The organism is Brevibacillus sp. MS2.2 (assembly GCF_013284345.1).
Classification (GTDB): Bacteria; Bacillota; Bacilli; order Brevibacillales; family Brevibacillaceae; genus Brevibacillus; species Brevibacillus brevis_C.
Genome location: NZ_JABSUZ010000003.1, coordinates 24,379 through 39,400 on the forward strand (window position 1 = coordinate 24,379; position 15,022 = coordinate 39,400).

Here is a 15,022-nt window from a genome sequence, read left to right on the forward strand (position 1 = left end):
GTAAATCTCCGGCAACCGACTTGTTTTTTTGTGAACCGCTTCACACAATTGGAACCAGTTCACATAATCATCTACAACCTCAATCTCCATCGCTTTCATCCTCCAAATTCTTTTGTCAGAATAAAAAAGAGCTACAAGAAAGTTACCTTTCCTGTAGCTCAAAAAATACGGCACATCCAACCCATGAAGGGTATAAAAAGGATATATTTTCTGAGTGAAAAGAATAAGGTAACGATCTTGCCAATAAAGAATAAAACAAATTCTGCTTTATTCATTAAAAAAGTGGCAAGAATGCTTACATTATCCTCTTCAACTCCAATCGTTACGTGTCAGCACGATTTTAACATACCTGTTTCTACATGACAACAGGTCATCTAGTAGCTTAGAAACTACCTGCTGAAAGCTATCGTGTACACATCGCATAAGTTCCGGTATCAATTGCGGTCTTGATACCTTCTCTTTGTGAAGCACTCGGTTGTATCCAAATCATATAGCCATCCAGACGAAAAAAGAAGCCGAGCGAATACGGGATAACTCCCTGCAATCTTCTTGGCTTTTCGCCGTACTGCCTATCCCGTTTTCACCACAAACTCAATGCTTCCGAGGCTTCCCCATTTAGCGCATACGACATCCCCCTCGCGTAGATGATGGGAACTGGTCATGCCCCCGGACAAAATCAAATCTCCCTTGTACAGCTTGCGTCCTTCGCGAGCAAGCATGTTCGCCAGCATTGCGACGGAGTGGGCTGGATGACCGAGAACTGCTGCACCAGCCCCCATGTCTTTGAGCTCGCCATTGATCGAAAGAGTCACACCTACCAAATCGAGTTCAAGTTCATCAGGCTTTCTCCACGTCGATCCGATAAACACACGGGAAGACGAAGTATTGTCGGCAATAACATCCGGCAAGGCAAACTGGAACTGCGCATACCTGCTATCGATAATCTCCAGTGCAGGAACCACATAGTCAGTGGATGCCAGGACATGAGCCTCAGTGATGCCGGGTCCTTCCAAATCCTCACTCAATACAAAGGCGATTTCCGCTTCCACCTTGGGATGAATCAATTCATTGATCGGCAAAATACCATCCTCGATATTCATATAGTCAAAAATGTAGCCCCGAATCGGTTCGTGCACATTCATCTGTTTCATCTTTGCCTGACTGGTCAAACCCATTTTAGAGGCAAAGATGCGATGTCCCTGCTCAAGCTTGAGGGAGACCAGCTCATTTTGAATACGATATCCATCCTCCACTGTAAGCTCGGGGTATTCAGCCGTCAGTTTTACGATCTCCTCCCTATTCAATTCCGCATCCACCAGCTTCTGAGCCAGCCTTTTGTACCATAGTTCCGATTGCACGCTGATCACCCCCTATCTGATATTGGTAGATTGGTAGATCTGGTCAGTTGGGCGATTTCTGCTGCGACATCCACGATCATGTCTTCTTGTCCCCCCACGGCCTTTCGCCTTCCCAACTCGATCAAAATATCCCGGGAGTCGATGCCGAATTTCCTTGCTGCACGCTCGGCATGAAGCCGGAAGCTGGAATAGACCCCCGCGTATCCGAGAACCAGAGCGTCTCTGGTAATTTCCTGTGGGACTTGAAGAATCGGCGACACGATTTCCTCTGCCAGGTCCATCATTTTGTACAGATCGACGCCCGTCTGAATGCCCATTCGATCCAGTACAGCAAGGAGAACCTCGGTTTGTGTATTGCCCGCACCTGCACCCAAGCACCGCACGCTGCCGTCAATCCAGGTGGCACCCTCTTGAATGGCGACGAGCGTATTGGCCATAGCTAAAGACAAATTATTGTGTGCATGGAAGCCAACGGGAATATGCAGACATTGCTTCAATGCCCGGACTCGTTCCCCTGCTTGATCAGGTAGCAGAGCACCAGCAGAATCGACGATATACACAACATCGGCTCCATAGCTTTGCATGAGTCCAGCTTGCTCTGCCAGTTTTCCCGGAGGAGCCATATGCGACATCATCAAAAAGCCAACTGTTTTCAAGCCAAGCTCTTTAGCCTGATACATATGCTGAGCGGAAACATCCGCTTCGGTCGCATGTGTGGCGATTCGTGCCATCCCTACCCCAAGCCCTGCAGCCGTCTTCAAATCTTTGATCGTGCCGATTCCCGGCAGCAAGAGCACGCCCACTTTCGCTTGTTTACAAACGGAAACGGCAGCCTCGATCAGCTCCAGTTCGGGAGTCCTGGATAGCCCATACTGCAGGGACGATCCGGCCAATCCATCTCCATGGGAGACCTCAATATACGGCACGTTTGCTTCATCCAATGCGCGTGCCACTTCGACTACTTGCTCTACAGTAAACTGGTGATTGATCGCATGGCTCCCATCTCGAAGCGCTACCTCGGTGATCACAATATCACGACTCATATGCGGTTCCTCCTTTCATTCGTGGCTATATACCCGTGGCAATGCCGACAGTATACTTGGCATATTCCTCTGCTACCTTCACCGCTGTCGCCGTCATGATATCCAGATTGCCAGAATAAGTAGGGAGGTAGTCGCCCGCGCCTTCTACCTCCAAAAAAATGGTGATTTTGTTTTCATCAAAGATTGGTTCTGAGCGCAGTCGGTAACCAGGAACGTATGCTTGAATATAGGCAATAGTCTGGTGGATAGCCTTCACGATCACCTGTCGGTCTGCACCCTCCTCCACTACTGCATAGACCGTATCTCTCATCAGGATCGGTGGCTCCGCCGGATTCAGGATGATGATCGCCTTGCCTTTCTTCGCTCCGCCAATCGCTTCGATTCCATGTGCGGTCGTCTCCGTAAATTCGTCGATGTTGGAACGTGTACCGGGACCCGCACTTTTACTGGAAATAGTGGCCACGATCTCTGCGTAGCTGACCGGACTCACACTCCCTATCGCATGAACAATCGGAATCGTAGCCTGGCCGCCGCATGTGATCAGATTGATGTTCTTTTCATTCAAATGCGCACCGAGATTCACAGATGGTACAACATAGGGACCCACAGCAGCAGGCGTCAGATCGATGGCGAGCTTTCCTGCCTCCCTGAGCGCCTTGGCATGCCGAATATGTGCACGAGCTGAAGTAGCGTCAAAGACGATATCCGCAAGTTCCGTAGCGCTTTCCAAAAAGTGTTCTAATCCGCCGTCAAATACGTAGTATCCAGCTGCCTTTGCTCTACGCAGGCCATCCGATTCAGGATCGATTCCAATCATGGACGTCAGTTCAAGAACTGGCGACCTTCCAAGCTTGGTCATCAGGTCTGTCCCGATGTTACCCGAGCCCAGTATTGCTACTTTTACTTTCTTCATACATGCACTCCTTTCCTATTTTTTACTTGCCAAACCTGACTCCTACTGAACCAAGTCCAGCAATCCGTGTGTGAAATACATCGCCAGGCTTAGCTTCAACTGCTGCCGATAACGCACCGGACAAGATGATTTCTCCTGCTTTGAGTGTCATTCCTAACTCGTACAGCTTGTTTGCTAACCACGCCACACAAAATGCGGGGTTGCCCAATGCGGCTGCACCAACACCGGTATTGACCAGCTCCTGATTTTTATAAAACGCCATTCCTACCAGAGGAAGATCCAGATCTTGCGGTTTCACAGGATGTCCACCCAGCACATAGAAGCCCGAGGATGCATTGTCCGCAATTGTGTCTTCTAGTTTGATTTGCCAGTTGGCTATACGGCTGTCCACGATTTCCAAAGCAGGCACTACATATTCCGTTGCCATCAAGACGTCAAAGATGGTTACTTGTGGCCCTTCCAGATCGCTCTTCAGCAGAAAGGCAATTTCTGCTTCAACTTTTGGCTGAAGGACATGCTCGAAAGGCAGTTCTCCGTTGTTTTCAACCACCATGTCGTCCAAAAGATGTCCATAGTCTGGCTGTTCCACGCCAAGCAGTGTCTGCATGGCACGAGAGGTCAGGCCGATTTTTTTCCCTGTAATCCTCGCGCCTTCTTTCACTTTTCGCTCAATCGTCTTCAATTGAACGTGGTATGCCTCTATTTCGCTGATTTGCGGTTCCAGTAAAGTGAGTGGCGCTACTCCCACCCCTTCACGACTCGCCGCCGCTAAATGATCGGCAAATCGCGTGATCTTTTCCATGTCCACAAGGCTCCCTCCCTGATTTGCAGTCCTTTACGCTATAATTTCATGGTGACTGTCTTGATCTCGGAGTAGAATTCGAAGCTGTGACGCCCTCCTTCGCGGCCAATCCCGCTATCCTTGGCACCGCCAAACGGAGTTCGCAAGTCACGCACATACCAGCAATTGATCCATAATAGACCTGATTTCACTCGATCAGCCACGCGATGCGCGCGCCGAAGGTCGTTGGTCCAAACCACTCCTGCCAAGCCGTAAGCCGAATCATTGGCGATCCGAATAGCGTCCTCTTCTGAACGAAAAGGGATGATTACGACGACTGGACCGAAAATCTCCTCCTGGGCTACCCTCATTTTGTTGTCTACATCATAGAGAACAGTTGGCTCCAGGAAATTGCCGTCACCCAGCCCGCTGATCCGTTTTCCGCCGTAACCGAGCTTGGCTCCTTCTTCCAGTCCGATCTGGATGTAGTCCACCACCGTCTCCAAGTGACTGCGGGACACCACCGCGCCCATATCGGTCTCTGGTTCCAGCGGATTTCCCACCTTGATCCTTTGGACAGCCGCCACAAATTTATCCAGAAACGGATCATATACGCTTTCTTGCACCAATAAACGCGATCCTGCCAGACAAATCTCGCCCTGATTGCGGAATATCGCCTCGACCGACCCTTTTACCGCTTCATCAAGATCGGCATCTTCAAATACGATATTGGCTGATTTGCCTCCCAATTCAAGCGATACCGGAATCAGATGCGAAGCGGCATTCTGCATGACGGTCTTGCCGGTGTTAGATTCTCCCACAAAAGATATCCGGCGTACATGGGGATGCGTCGTCATCGCCGTCCCGACAGTCCCACCTGGACCCGTGATGATGTTGAGCACGCCAGGAGGCAGACCTGCTTCATTGGCAATCTCTCCGAGCATCACCGCCGAGAGAGGGGTGTACGAGGCTGGCTTTACAACGACGGTATTTCCCGCCGCTAAAGCCGCTGATGCTTTCCAGGTCATCTGCATGAAGGGCAAATTCCATGGAATGATCAGACTGGTCACACCTGCCGGAGCATATTTGGCGTAGGACATAAAATGGCGCATTTCATAATGCTCATGGACCAAGTATTTGGCCATTTCGGCAAAAAAGCGCAAATTTGCCGCCGCCCTCGGAATATCGAAGCCCCGGCTTTCTTTGATCGGCTTGCCGACATCGAGCGTTTCCACCAAAGCGAGTTCGTCCACACGCTCCATCACCAGGTCAGCCATTTTGCAGAGAATCTTGGCGCGCTCATCTACAGACATCTCACTCCAAACGCCTGACTCAAACGTACGCTGCGCTACGTCGATCGCTCTTTTTACATCCGACCCACTTGCATTGGCAACAGAAGCCAGCTTGAGATTTGTCGCTGGGTTGATCGTATCGAAGGTTTCACCGGAAACAGCGTCCACGTAATCTCCGTCTATGAAAAGCTTGGCGGCTTTTCGTTCCTGATTTTCCTTGGCAGTCTGACTCATGGGAATCCTCCTAACTCTCGATTTCCAAGATCATCTCTACTTCTACGGCGTTATTTAGCGGGAGCTGGGCCATTCCTACAGCAGACCGCCCATGCCTGCCTTTCTCGCCGAATAGCTCCACCAACAAATCGGATGCCCCATTCATGACTTTAGGCTGATCTATAAAGGCTGGATCGCTGTTAACGAATCCAAGTATTTTGACCACTCGTTTGACTCTACCCAGTTCCCCTAGCTCTTGTTTGGCAACAGACAGAAGATTGAGCATACACTGCCTGGCAGCTAGGTAGCCTTCCTCTATCGTGACATCCTGTCCCAGCTTCCCTCGATATTCGTTTGTCCCTTGGCCTGCCAGAAAGAGAAGATTGCCCGTTTGGACACAACCGACATAATTACCAGCCGCCTGTCTCGGTTCGGGCAGGGATAGACCCATAGCCTGTAGACGTTGTTCCGGCGTTTCAGTCTGATGCTTCACGGTCTGTTCATCTCCTTTATGTTCAGGAAGCGAAGCGCGTTTTCACCCAGCAACGCCCGCTTCTGTCCGTCAGTCAGCTCCAAGGTATGATCGATGACTTCTCCGGGAGGTGTTTCACGAAGCAGGAAGGGATAATCTGATCCCATCATGATTTTATCTTCGCCAAAGCGCTTCATCATGTATCGGATGTTCAGTGGGTCGTACGTCAAAGAATCAAAATAGAATTGTTTCGCGTACACACTAGGCGGTTGATCGGTCAGACGCAGATGCGGCCATACCCTCCAGCCTTGGTCTAGCCTGGGTAAAATATAAGGAAAAGAGCCGCCGCCATGGGCAAAGCAGATTTTCAGGCGCGGAAACTTCTCGATCACGCCGCCCAAGATAAGACTTGCTGCGGCAAGCGCTGTCTCGCTTGGCATTCCGACGGTGTACATCAGGTTGTGCCGCCGCATCCGTTCTCTGCCCAGCGTCTCCCATGGATGGACGAAGAGTGGCACATCCCATGCCTGACACCTATCAAAAAAAGGAATCAGTTCCGGGTCGTCCAGATTGTTGCCATTTACATTGGTACCGATTTCGATTCCTCTCAGGCCGAGGTCGTGCATGCAGCGATCCATTTCCCGAATGGCTGTCTCGGTGTCTTGCAATGGAACTGTACCCAATCCGATGAAATGATTCGGATGCTGGTTGACCGTCTCTGCGATAAAATCGTTTTGAATCCGGGCCATCACTTCCGCTTCGGCTGCCGGGGCCCAGTAGGAAAACGTGACCGGAATGGGCGACAACACCTGCATATCCACCCCTTCTTGCTGCATGTCATGAATCCGTTTTTGGGGTTCCCACACCTGATCGGTCACTTCGCGAAAAACTTTGCCACCGACCATGATAGTTGCCCCGCATGTGCAAGTGCGGTGCAGAACTGGCCAGCGCTCGCCTTGAAATCGTTCAGCCAGATTGGGAAGATCCTCTGGAATAATGTGGGTATGGAAGTCTACTCGCATTTCCACTCACTCGCTTCCGGAGGCATGATGTGACCGCATTTTTGGCATGTCCGCAGCTCCAGATTGCTGTTGAATCCTTCGATCGCCTCTTTTACCTGCACCTCTATGTTGGTCAGTTGAATCCGTACGCGATGCATTTCGTGGTCGCAGTTTTCGCAGAACCAAGCAAAGTCCTCCAGTTCTCCCTCATTTCTGTTGCGCTCAATCACGAGGCCGATCGTATCCGCGATCCGGTGTGGGGAATGCGGGACATTCGCTGGAAGCAGGAACATTTCACCTTCTCTGACTGTTATGAACTCACGCTTCCCATCCTGATTCATGATTTCTACGAAGCAATCACCCTTGAGCTGGTAAAAGACTTCCTCGGATGGATCAATATGAAAATCCCGTCGCTTATTCGGTCCTCCCACTACCATGACCATTAGTTCTGCATCTTTCCAAATCACCTTGTTATTCACCGGTGGCTTGAGCTGATCGATGTGATCCTCGATAAACTTCCACAAATGGATAGGTGCCAATGTACGCATGCTCGATTCCCTCCCTGTTTTTACTTGCTTAAAGAATCTGCTCCGTCTGCGATGACGATTTGGCAGCAAAAACGCTGAGCGCGTCATCCACCATCGTGCATGCATGAGACTTTTTATAATTGTTGTAAAAAATCGCTAATTTACGTACCGGATCACCAGTATAGTACCGTTCGTATTGCAGTAAACGCTGTCCGAAGGCTTCCCCACACAGGTCCCAAGCGAGCTTAAACAGACGTACCCGCTCTGTACCGGAGATACCCTCCCGTCCGGCATAAAACTTTTCCATATCCCCCGCCAACTCGGAATGCTCCATATCACTGTCAGTCGGGGACATGAGCAATCCGCCTGCTCCAATAATTTGAATGACTTCGATCGCCCGCGGGTACAGCTTCGGAAGTAGTCCGCGAATGGTTTCGAGCTGGACGTAACCCGGCATGAGCTCGCCCGACGGCAAGGTCTCGTATTCCAGCTCAGCGGTCCTCAAGAGCGCTCTGATCGATTCCAGCGATTGCGCTAGCTCCCCGAGAATGTTTTGGACATTCGGATAGACGTCTACCCCGATGGAGTCTGCCAGCCGCATGGCAACCTCCGTGGCAAATTGGAGCTTCAACAGTCCTCTCACCCCTGACTGGTGTGCCGGCTGCTGTCCGATGCCTGTCTTTGGATAAAGCAGGTTGGCTGCTTCTACATTGTTGAACAGGAATAAACGCTCCCATGGCACGAGTACGTCATGAAAGACAAGAAGAGCATCCATTTCTTCAAAGCGCGATGCCAAAGGATGGTCATAAACGGAACGAATTCCATCCTGCATGGGCTCTCTGCAAATGATGCGTAAGCCCGGCGTGTTTATCGGAATGGCAAATGCCAAGGCGTAACGCTCATCTCCTGGCTTGAACCCAGGAAACGAATAAATGATGACTTCATCCGTGATCGGCGCCAGTGTTGCGAGCATTTTCGCTCCTTTGACAATCAGCCCTTCCGGCGTCTCCTTTACTGCCCCCAAATGGGTGTACACATCGTTTTGTTCGTGCGAGGACTTACTGCGGTCATTTTGCGGATTGATAATCGCATGCGTTAAAAACAGGTCTTGATCGCGAACATACTTGTAATAATTTTTCGCGTTTTCCGCCCATTGCGGATTGTATCTTTCCAAGAAAGATGCATTGCTGTATAGCGACGTCAAGACGACATTGAGAAAATCCGGCGTTCTTCCCATCAAGCCAAAAGTGGCTTCCGCATAAGCTTCGTACAAGTCTCGTTTCGCCTGCAATTCCTCAGGGGTCTTTGCAACGAGAAAGGCGTTGCTCACACGCTCGCCGGTCTCCTGACAAATATGGGTAATCTTCTCCTGATACTTCTCGTCATGCTGCATGTCATACAGTTTGGCTATTTCATGAATCGGCTGTCGAAAAACAGCTTCCTCGCATACGTTTGTCACCTTTCTGCCTTGCAGCCAAATCTCCGGTTGCCGTGATCTCAAGCCCTGAATGTATTGGTCACCTGTACGGATTCCCACTACAATTCCTCCCTGTAGATTTTTGGTGGTTGAGCCGTTTATGTTCTTAAACCGCATTATAATGTCAGTCTTTTCCGAAAAATGTAGCCCACTTAACATCCATTCTGTTTTTCTTTCGAATGCACGTCATTTTCACATAGAAATATGGGTAAGGAGCTTTTTCATTTCATATAATCAAGAGTGATAAGTTCAGAAAATTAAGACTCAATCTTGGGTGGAGGATTGGAAGAGGCAAGTTCATGGATGAGGAAAGGAGCGGTGATGATGGTATCCCCTTTTGAAACTGATTTGAAATGGGAAACCCTTTTAGAATACGGCACCCGTCAATTTGTGAAAGGAAAAACAGCTATCTATAAGCAAGGGATGATGGGAGAAGGTTTTTATTATCTTCATAAGGGTTTGGTCAAGATTGTGACCTCTACCTTCAAGGGGAAAGATCGCCTGGTGAACATCGTAGTCCCTGGTCAAATCATGGGACTTCAAGCGATGGATCAACAACCTCATTTCACCACGGCTATTGCTGTAAAGAATGCAGTCGTCTACCATTTCTCCTGTCTGTCATTCCTCGAAATGCTGAAGGCACGCCCTGAACTCTTGTCTCTTTTCACCCAAACAATCAATCAAAAAATGCGGATTCTTCTAACCGCCATCAACATGAAGGCACTGACTTCAGAAGAGCAAATCGCTCGTCTCCTGCTGAACATCTGCGAAGACTTTAAAAACCACGAGGTCCCCCTTACTCAACAGGAGCTTGCTGAATGTGCTGGTCTCACCCGTATCACTGTCTACAAGATCCTGAAGGTATGGAAGGAACATGGCATCATTGAAATTAAAAACCGATCCTTTGTCGTCAAACGTCCGGATATGCTGAAGCCTCCACAGCTTACGGCACACACTGCTCGCTCAGTATAAGCCTATCAATGTGAAAGGTGGTCACAATGGCCTGTCTCCGCTATCAGTGGACCCCGTATCTCATGTATGGCAAGAAGATCGAAATGGGAAAACATACACCGATCTACCATCAAGGCGATGTGGGAAATGGATTTTATTATCTAGATAAAGGGAGCGTAAAGATCACTCTCTTATCTGAAAACGGGCATGAGCGGTCTATCGATTACATCCCCACGGGTGGGTTGTTCGGGGAGCACGGCGCCTATAACGGCTCATACCTGACATCAGCCATAACGACTTCTCCTTCCGTCATTTACTTTTTCTCCGACGAGGACTTATCGCGCGTATGCCAAGACCATCCACAGTCAGCAGTGATCTTCACCAATTCACAAATCTATAAGCTCCGTCTCCTTGCTGAAATCATCGCGTTCACTGACAGTCCGATTGAGCCTGCGATGGCTAATTATTTGCTCAAACTGATAGCTGTGTACGGAAATGATCATATCCCTATCGACCAGAAGTCTTTTGCACGCTATATTGATACGTCGCGCATTACGGTGAACAAGACTTTGCAGAAATGGCGACAGCAAGGCTTGATTGACTTATCTGAGCGTAGTGCCATTCGAGTTGTGGATATAGAGGGATTACGTGGGATCTATTCTCGCATCCACTGTAAATAGGGCGAAGCCTAATCCGGCTCGCCCCTCTACATTGAAAATAACCTTTGCTAAATCTTGATACAGCACTGTTCGGTTCTGCTCAGAGTAGATGCATCTTGGCTTCTGCCTCGTCCCACGTCACCGAGTAGCCAGCACCCTTGGCGCAAAAGATCGAGGAGGATGTATAAACCGGATCTGCATCCTTTTCATAGCTTTTCCTTTCAATCACTTCCTCCGCGTTATGGCAGCGGTCGTATCCGCCAAATACACAGCGAATGCTGCCTCGACCATGCGTGAAAGAAGCGAATTCGGTGCTGTAATTCATGAATGTTGCTACGGGTACTCTTCCCGTAATGACCGTATGCGTATCAGACATCTGCGGTGGCTCGAACGAACCTGAGGCGCGTTGAATATCCGAAAGAACCCTCCCCATCTCGTTCATTCCCACCTTTATTTTGAAGTCATAATAGGGTTCTAACAGCATGTTCTCCGCTTTCTCCAGCCCCTGCCGCAGCGCGCGGAAGGTGGCCTCACGAAAGTCGCCCCCATGCGTATGTTCGTTATGCGCACGGCCTCTTAAGAGCGTAATTTTCATGTCGGTGACCGGCATGCCTGTCAATAGCCCATGATGCTCCCGTTCGTAGAGATGAGAACGAACCAGATTCTGGTAGTTAAAACTCAGTTCATCTGGATGACATAGGTTAGTGAAGTGGATTCCGCTGCCTCGCTCTCCCGGTTCAAGCAGGAGGTGCACTTCCGCGTAATGCCTGAGCGGCTCGAAGTGTCCATATCCTGTCACAGCAGACTGTATCGTTTCTTTATACAAGATTTCCGGTTGGCCGAAAGAGACAACGAAACCAAAGCGTTCCTTCACAACCTGCTCCAGCACTTCTAACTGGATCAGACCCATGACGCGAATGTGAATCTCTTGCAAACTCTCTTCCCAAACCACATTCAGAGACGGGTCCTCCGCATTCAAAATGCGAAACGCACCGAGCACTTTCTGCACGTGAAGCGAACTGTCAAACTGTACTTTCGACTGTAGTGTCGGCTCAGTCTCATAAGCAAACTTGTCTGAGTAGAGCCCCACTCCTTGTCCAGCTTCGGCCTCGGACAAGCCGACGACCGCGAACAAATCGCCGGCAGCTACTTGTTCAACGGAGTGTGATTTCCTACCATTAACCATTAAGATTTGTGTAATCTTCTCTTCGTATCGAAGTCCACCGCTCTCATAGCTAAGCAGCTCCCGTACCTTCAGCTTGCCGCTCAGCGCTTTGACGAACGTTAGCCTCAACCCGTTTGCTGCGTGTCGAATTTTATAAATGCGCCCCCCGAACGGAGCCGTCTCGTCATAAGTCGCAGTCGTCAACAAGGACAGTTGATTCAGGAACTCTACCACGCCATCATCCTGCAATGCCGAGCCGCTGGCACAGGGGAAAAGACTCCCATCTCGTATCATCTCCTGCAAGGCACCCAGCCAAAAAGCTTGATCGACTCTTTCCTCTATGAACGCTTCAAGCAGTGACTCGTTCCGCTCCGTCATCATCTCCCGCAGCTCCTCACCGACGATACCATTGGCGAAGTTGTCCTTGACGGAACAGACATCCCTTGTCAACTGACTGCGTATCTCCTCTTCCGTCCTGTTGACATCCGCGCCTATCCGATCTGTTTTATTGATGAAGAAAAATGTCGGTATCCGATGTTTGCTCAACAACTGCCAGACTCTCTCGGTATGACCCTGAACACCTTCTACCGCACTGACAATCACGATAGCGTAATCCATTACACCGATCGCCCGCTCCATCTCGGAAGAAAAATCGACGTGTCCAGGCGTATCGATCAAATAATAAACGTCGCCCTTATCGTTCATAACCGCCTGATCGGCGAACACGGTAATGCCTCTTTTCCTCTCGATATCGTGGCTGTCCAAAAAGGCATCTTGATGATCCACCCGGCCCCGCGACCGGATACTGTTCGTATGGTATAGCAACTGTTCGGCGAAAGTAGTTTTGCCCGCATCCACATGGGCAAACAAGCCGATCGTTAGACGCTTCATGTTATCCCTCTTCCAGAGCTACTCGACTGCCATTTCTTTTCTCATTAAAACATAAAAATGCAGAAGAAGAATAGGCTTGCCAGGTTGAACCCTGGGTGCATTCACCTCTGTTGGATTGAATGTCAACATTCTTCGCGCTAGTACATCGATACCCGATTACAAAATCACTGAACTGCGTCCATTTTTGACACTTGCAAGCTCTCGTCCAGTCAAAAGGTAAATTTTGTTAATAAGTTATTTTAGATCGTTATAAAGGAGGAAGTATCTGATGAAAAAGAAGAAATCTGCTTCTAAGAAATTCAAGAAAGTAAAAGGTCAATTGGTGCACTATCAACCATATGAATCATCTGGGCAATATCAATCACGTGCTAGACGTTGTTTCCCGTGTTGCTGGGAAGATGGCTGCGGTTATTGTTGCCCTAGCCACCCGCCAGTAATGTGACCATCCTCTAAATAGAGCGATCATTGGAATTCATGGACACTCTTAATTATACAAGGAGTGTCTTTTTATTTGTGTCACATCACTGCTAAAAAAAGCTGCTACTGGATTATCAAGGGCTTCCAATCCGCAGAAGAAGGACCCACCTTGTAAGAATCAAGATAGGTCCTTTTATCGTTAAGAGTTGCTTTTCCTTTTTGAATACAATCTCTTCGTGTTTTTACTTCAGAGCTTCGTCAAACACAGATTCTATTTGATCCACCTCTTTTGACACCGCGAATAAAACAAACTGGCCTTTCGTCTTCAAAACATGCTTTTCGATGAGAAAATACTCCTCTGGGCGATAGTCTTTAAATTTGATTGTTTGTGCCTCGATCCGTTGTTGTATTTTCTCTTTTACATTATCGGTGTCGCTCGCATCTTTGACTTTGATAACAGCCAGTTCATCCGCTTTCACATTGGATGAAGCCGTATACAGGATGAAATTCTCCACCTTTTCTGCCTCGATCTGATACAACTTTTGCAGTTTCTCCAGATCCCTTTGTTTCATATCCTGAAAACTTACCGTTTGTTGAATTCTTTCTCCCACTTTTGCAGCCGAAAGTTCTTCGGAAGTTCCGCCTTCACTGGAGCATCCGGCCAACATTCCCATTCCGATAGCAAACATAAGCAGCACTGACAAAAATCGCTTCATTGCATTCACTCCATGATGTTTAGAATAGAGGTGTCTTCAAAAAACGTTTTGACGTTGTAAAGGAATAACATCTCATGAAACTGCCGATCTTGTATGAGCTTTGTTACGGACCCCTCATAATATCGAAGGTCAACGACATCAATCTCTGCGAAGTGTTCGGCCAAAAAGGGAATCAGGCTATTGGCGTACGAATCTTTCACGATCAGCAGCTTCTTCCCTTCCGAATGGTCGGTTGTGATTCGGACCCGTGCATGGTTGCCGTTCAGGAATACTGCATACTTATCCTTTTTGTCCAAATTGTCCATCTGGTACATGGAATCTGCGGTACGACCTTCGTCCACATACTCCACCTTCTTTTTCCTTTCCTCTTTCGGCAAATAAAGATCGATACGATCAGGCTGCAGATGACGGAAGCCGCTCTTCGAATAGAGCGATCCATAGAATGCATCCGTTACCTGCCGGATGTTGAACGCTGCTTCGTCTTTTGGAACAATCCCCATCTGCTTGCACAACGCCCGGTAAGCATAATAAGCGCCTTTGCTCGTCCAATGATGATCCGTTTTATAAAAAATGGCTTCTTCGCGTGCGGCATACAGCGCGGGATAGACATCAACGAAGCGAATAGCAGGTTGAAGCAATTGCCGAACTCGATTGAGCGCAGCATACTCGTCCCCCATTGGTGCGTAGGCGGGCAGTTTATCCCGAAGCAACGCGCCGGGGGTCGGCACCAGCATGATATACTTGCGAAGGTCAGGCGTTGTCTGGTGAATCGAATGGATGGCCTCAACTCTGTCATTCACCTCGGTGTCCAGCGGCGATGAGAAATGTTGAATCAGGTACCCATCCTTTCCCAGATAAACACCGTTGCTGTCCTTTTTGCCCATAACTCGATCCACATCCGTTTTTAGTCCGATCCACACGTCCCGGAAAGCAAATTGATCGGTGATATAGGTCTCGTAATCAGAAGTGAACTTCCCCGCCAGCAGTGATCGTAGTGAAAAAGGCGGCCTCCTCTCGAGCACCCTGTTTTCTGATTCCGAGAATGCCTGATCAGGGGTCAGTATGTTCGAAACGGCCATCATGAGGATAAACAGCAAGAATAACAAGCCCGTCACGGCTCGCGTCCATTTGTCACATCTAGTCAAG

At 49.0% G+C, this 15,022-nt stretch carries 14 protein-coding genes; 2 read left to right on the top strand and 12 right to left on the bottom strand.

Features of this window, described 5'->3' with window-relative positions; genetic code table 11:
- Window positions 1-569: 569 nt before the first annotated feature.
- From HP568_RS03250 to HP568_RS03290, 9 genes are read right to left on the bottom strand one after another with little or no spacing between them, the layout of a single operon-like run.
- Window positions 570-1,358: a 2-keto-4-pentenoate hydratase gene (locus HP568_RS03250; RefSeq protein WP_173628313.1), complete on the bottom strand. Its 789-nt coding sequence runs from the start codon at window positions 1,356-1,358 to the stop codon at window positions 570-572.
- 5 nt (window positions 1,359-1,363) lie between these two features.
- On the bottom strand, window positions 1,364-2,401 hold the full coding sequence (gene dmpG / locus HP568_RS03255) for a 4-hydroxy-2-oxovalerate aldolase (protein ID WP_173628314.1): 1,038 nt from the start codon (window positions 2,399-2,401) through the stop codon (window positions 1,364-1,366).
- Window positions 2,402-2,426: 25 nt separating this feature from the next.
- Complete coding sequence (locus HP568_RS03260) at window positions 2,427-3,314, bottom strand: acetaldehyde dehydrogenase (acetylating) (RefSeq protein WP_173628315.1); 888 nt, start codon at window positions 3,312-3,314, stop codon at window positions 2,427-2,429.
- A gap of 22 nt (window positions 3,315-3,336) precedes the next feature.
- Window positions 3,337-4,122, bottom strand: a complete 786-nt coding sequence (locus HP568_RS03265; protein WP_173628316.1) for a 2-keto-4-pentenoate hydratase — start codon at window positions 4,120-4,122, stop codon at window positions 3,337-3,339.
- Window positions 4,123-4,154: 32 nt separating this feature from the next.
- Complete coding sequence (locus HP568_RS03270) at window positions 4,155-5,621, bottom strand: aldehyde dehydrogenase (protein WP_173628317.1); 1,467 nt, start codon at window positions 5,619-5,621, stop codon at window positions 4,155-4,157.
- 10 nt (window positions 5,622-5,631) lie between these two features.
- Window positions 5,632-6,093 (bottom strand): RidA family protein, encoded by a 462-nt coding sequence (locus tag HP568_RS03275; RefSeq protein WP_048033129.1) that lies wholly within the window; start codon window positions 6,091-6,093, stop codon window positions 5,632-5,634.
- On the bottom strand, window positions 6,090-7,094 hold the full coding sequence (locus HP568_RS03280; protein ID WP_173628430.1) for an amidohydrolase family protein: 1,005 nt from the start codon (window positions 7,092-7,094) through the stop codon (window positions 6,090-6,092). The genes HP568_RS03275 and HP568_RS03280 overlap by 4 nt, the downstream gene beginning before the upstream one ends.
- Complete coding sequence (locus tag HP568_RS03285) at window positions 7,085-7,621, bottom strand: 3-hydroxyanthranilate 3,4-dioxygenase (protein ID WP_173628318.1); 537 nt, start codon at window positions 7,619-7,621, stop codon at window positions 7,085-7,087. Before HP568_RS03285 ends, HP568_RS03280 begins: the two co-directional genes overlap by 10 nt.
- 28 nt (window positions 7,622-7,649) lie before the next feature.
- A complete protein-coding gene (locus HP568_RS03290) occupies window positions 7,650-9,137 on the bottom strand; it encodes a 4-hydroxyphenylacetate 3-hydroxylase family protein (RefSeq protein WP_173628319.1) in 1,488 nt (495 codons plus the stop codon).
- 264 nt (window positions 9,138-9,401) lie between these two features.
- Here HP568_RS03290 and HP568_RS03295 point away from each other — a divergent pair, with 264 nt between their 5' ends.
- Together HP568_RS03295 and HP568_RS03300 are read left to right on the top strand one after the other, a co-directional pair.
- Window positions 9,402-10,049 (top strand): Crp/Fnr family transcriptional regulator, encoded by a 648-nt coding sequence (locus HP568_RS03295; protein ID WP_173628431.1) that lies wholly within the window; start codon window positions 9,402-9,404, stop codon window positions 10,047-10,049.
- A gap of 26 nt (window positions 10,050-10,075) precedes the next feature.
- The gene (locus HP568_RS03300; RefSeq protein WP_048033132.1) at window positions 10,076-10,708 is read left to right on the top strand and encodes a Crp/Fnr family transcriptional regulator; all 633 of its coding nucleotides are present in this window, start codon (window positions 10,076-10,078) and stop codon (window positions 10,706-10,708) included.
- Between the two features lie 79 nt (window positions 10,709-10,787).
- On the opposite strand, the gene HP568_RS03305 is transcribed toward HP568_RS03300, so the two are convergent.
- From HP568_RS03305 to HP568_RS03315, 3 genes are all read right to left on the bottom strand, one after another.
- Window positions 10,788-12,743, bottom strand: a complete 1,956-nt coding sequence (locus tag HP568_RS03305) for a GTP-binding protein (protein ID WP_173628320.1) — start codon at window positions 12,741-12,743, stop codon at window positions 10,788-10,790.
- 659 nt (window positions 12,744-13,402) lie between these two features.
- Window positions 13,403-13,876, bottom strand: a complete 474-nt coding sequence (locus HP568_RS03310) for a DUF4358 domain-containing protein (RefSeq protein WP_048033134.1) — start codon at window positions 13,874-13,876, stop codon at window positions 13,403-13,405.
- Between the two features lie 5 nt (window positions 13,877-13,881).
- Window positions 13,882-15,021, bottom strand: a complete 1,140-nt coding sequence (locus HP568_RS03315; protein WP_173628321.1) for a DHHW family protein — start codon at window positions 15,019-15,021, stop codon at window positions 13,882-13,884.
- Between the last annotated feature and the right edge of the window lies 1 nt (window position 15,022).

Excerpts from the sequence above, each read along its gene's own strand:
- HP568_RS03300 (WP_048033132.1), top strand. The coding sequence starts at position 10,076 with ATGGCCTGTCTCCGCTATCAGTGGACCCCGTATCTCATGTATGGCAAG.
- HP568_RS03260 (WP_173628315.1), bottom strand. The coding sequence starts at position 3,314 with ATGAAGAAAGTAAAAGTAGCAATACTGGGCTCGGGTAACATCGGGACA.
- HP568_RS03310 (WP_048033134.1), bottom strand. The coding sequence starts at position 13,876 with ATGAAGCGATTTTTGTCAGTGCTGCTTATGTTTGCTATCGGAATGGGA.
- HP568_RS03305 (WP_173628320.1), bottom strand. The coding sequence starts at position 12,743 with ATGAAGCGTCTAACGATCGGCTTGTTTGCCCATGTGGATGCGGGCAAA.
- HP568_RS03285 (WP_173628318.1), bottom strand. The coding sequence starts at position 7,621 with ATGCGTACATTGGCACCTATCCATTTGTGGAAGTTTATCGAGGATCAC.
- HP568_RS03295 (WP_173628431.1), top strand. The coding sequence starts at position 9,402 with ATGGTATCCCCTTTTGAAACTGATTTGAAATGGGAAACCCTTTTAGAA.
- HP568_RS03270 (WP_173628317.1), bottom strand. The coding sequence starts at position 5,621 with ATGAGTCAGACTGCCAAGGAAAATCAGGAACGAAAAGCCGCCAAGCTT.
- HP568_RS03280 (WP_173628430.1), bottom strand. The coding sequence starts at position 7,094 with ATGCGAGTAGACTTCCATACCCACATTATTCCAGAGGATCTTCCCAAT.
- dmpG (WP_173628314.1), bottom strand. The coding sequence starts at position 2,401 with ATGAGTCGTGATATTGTGATCACCGAGGTAGCGCTTCGAGATGGGAGC.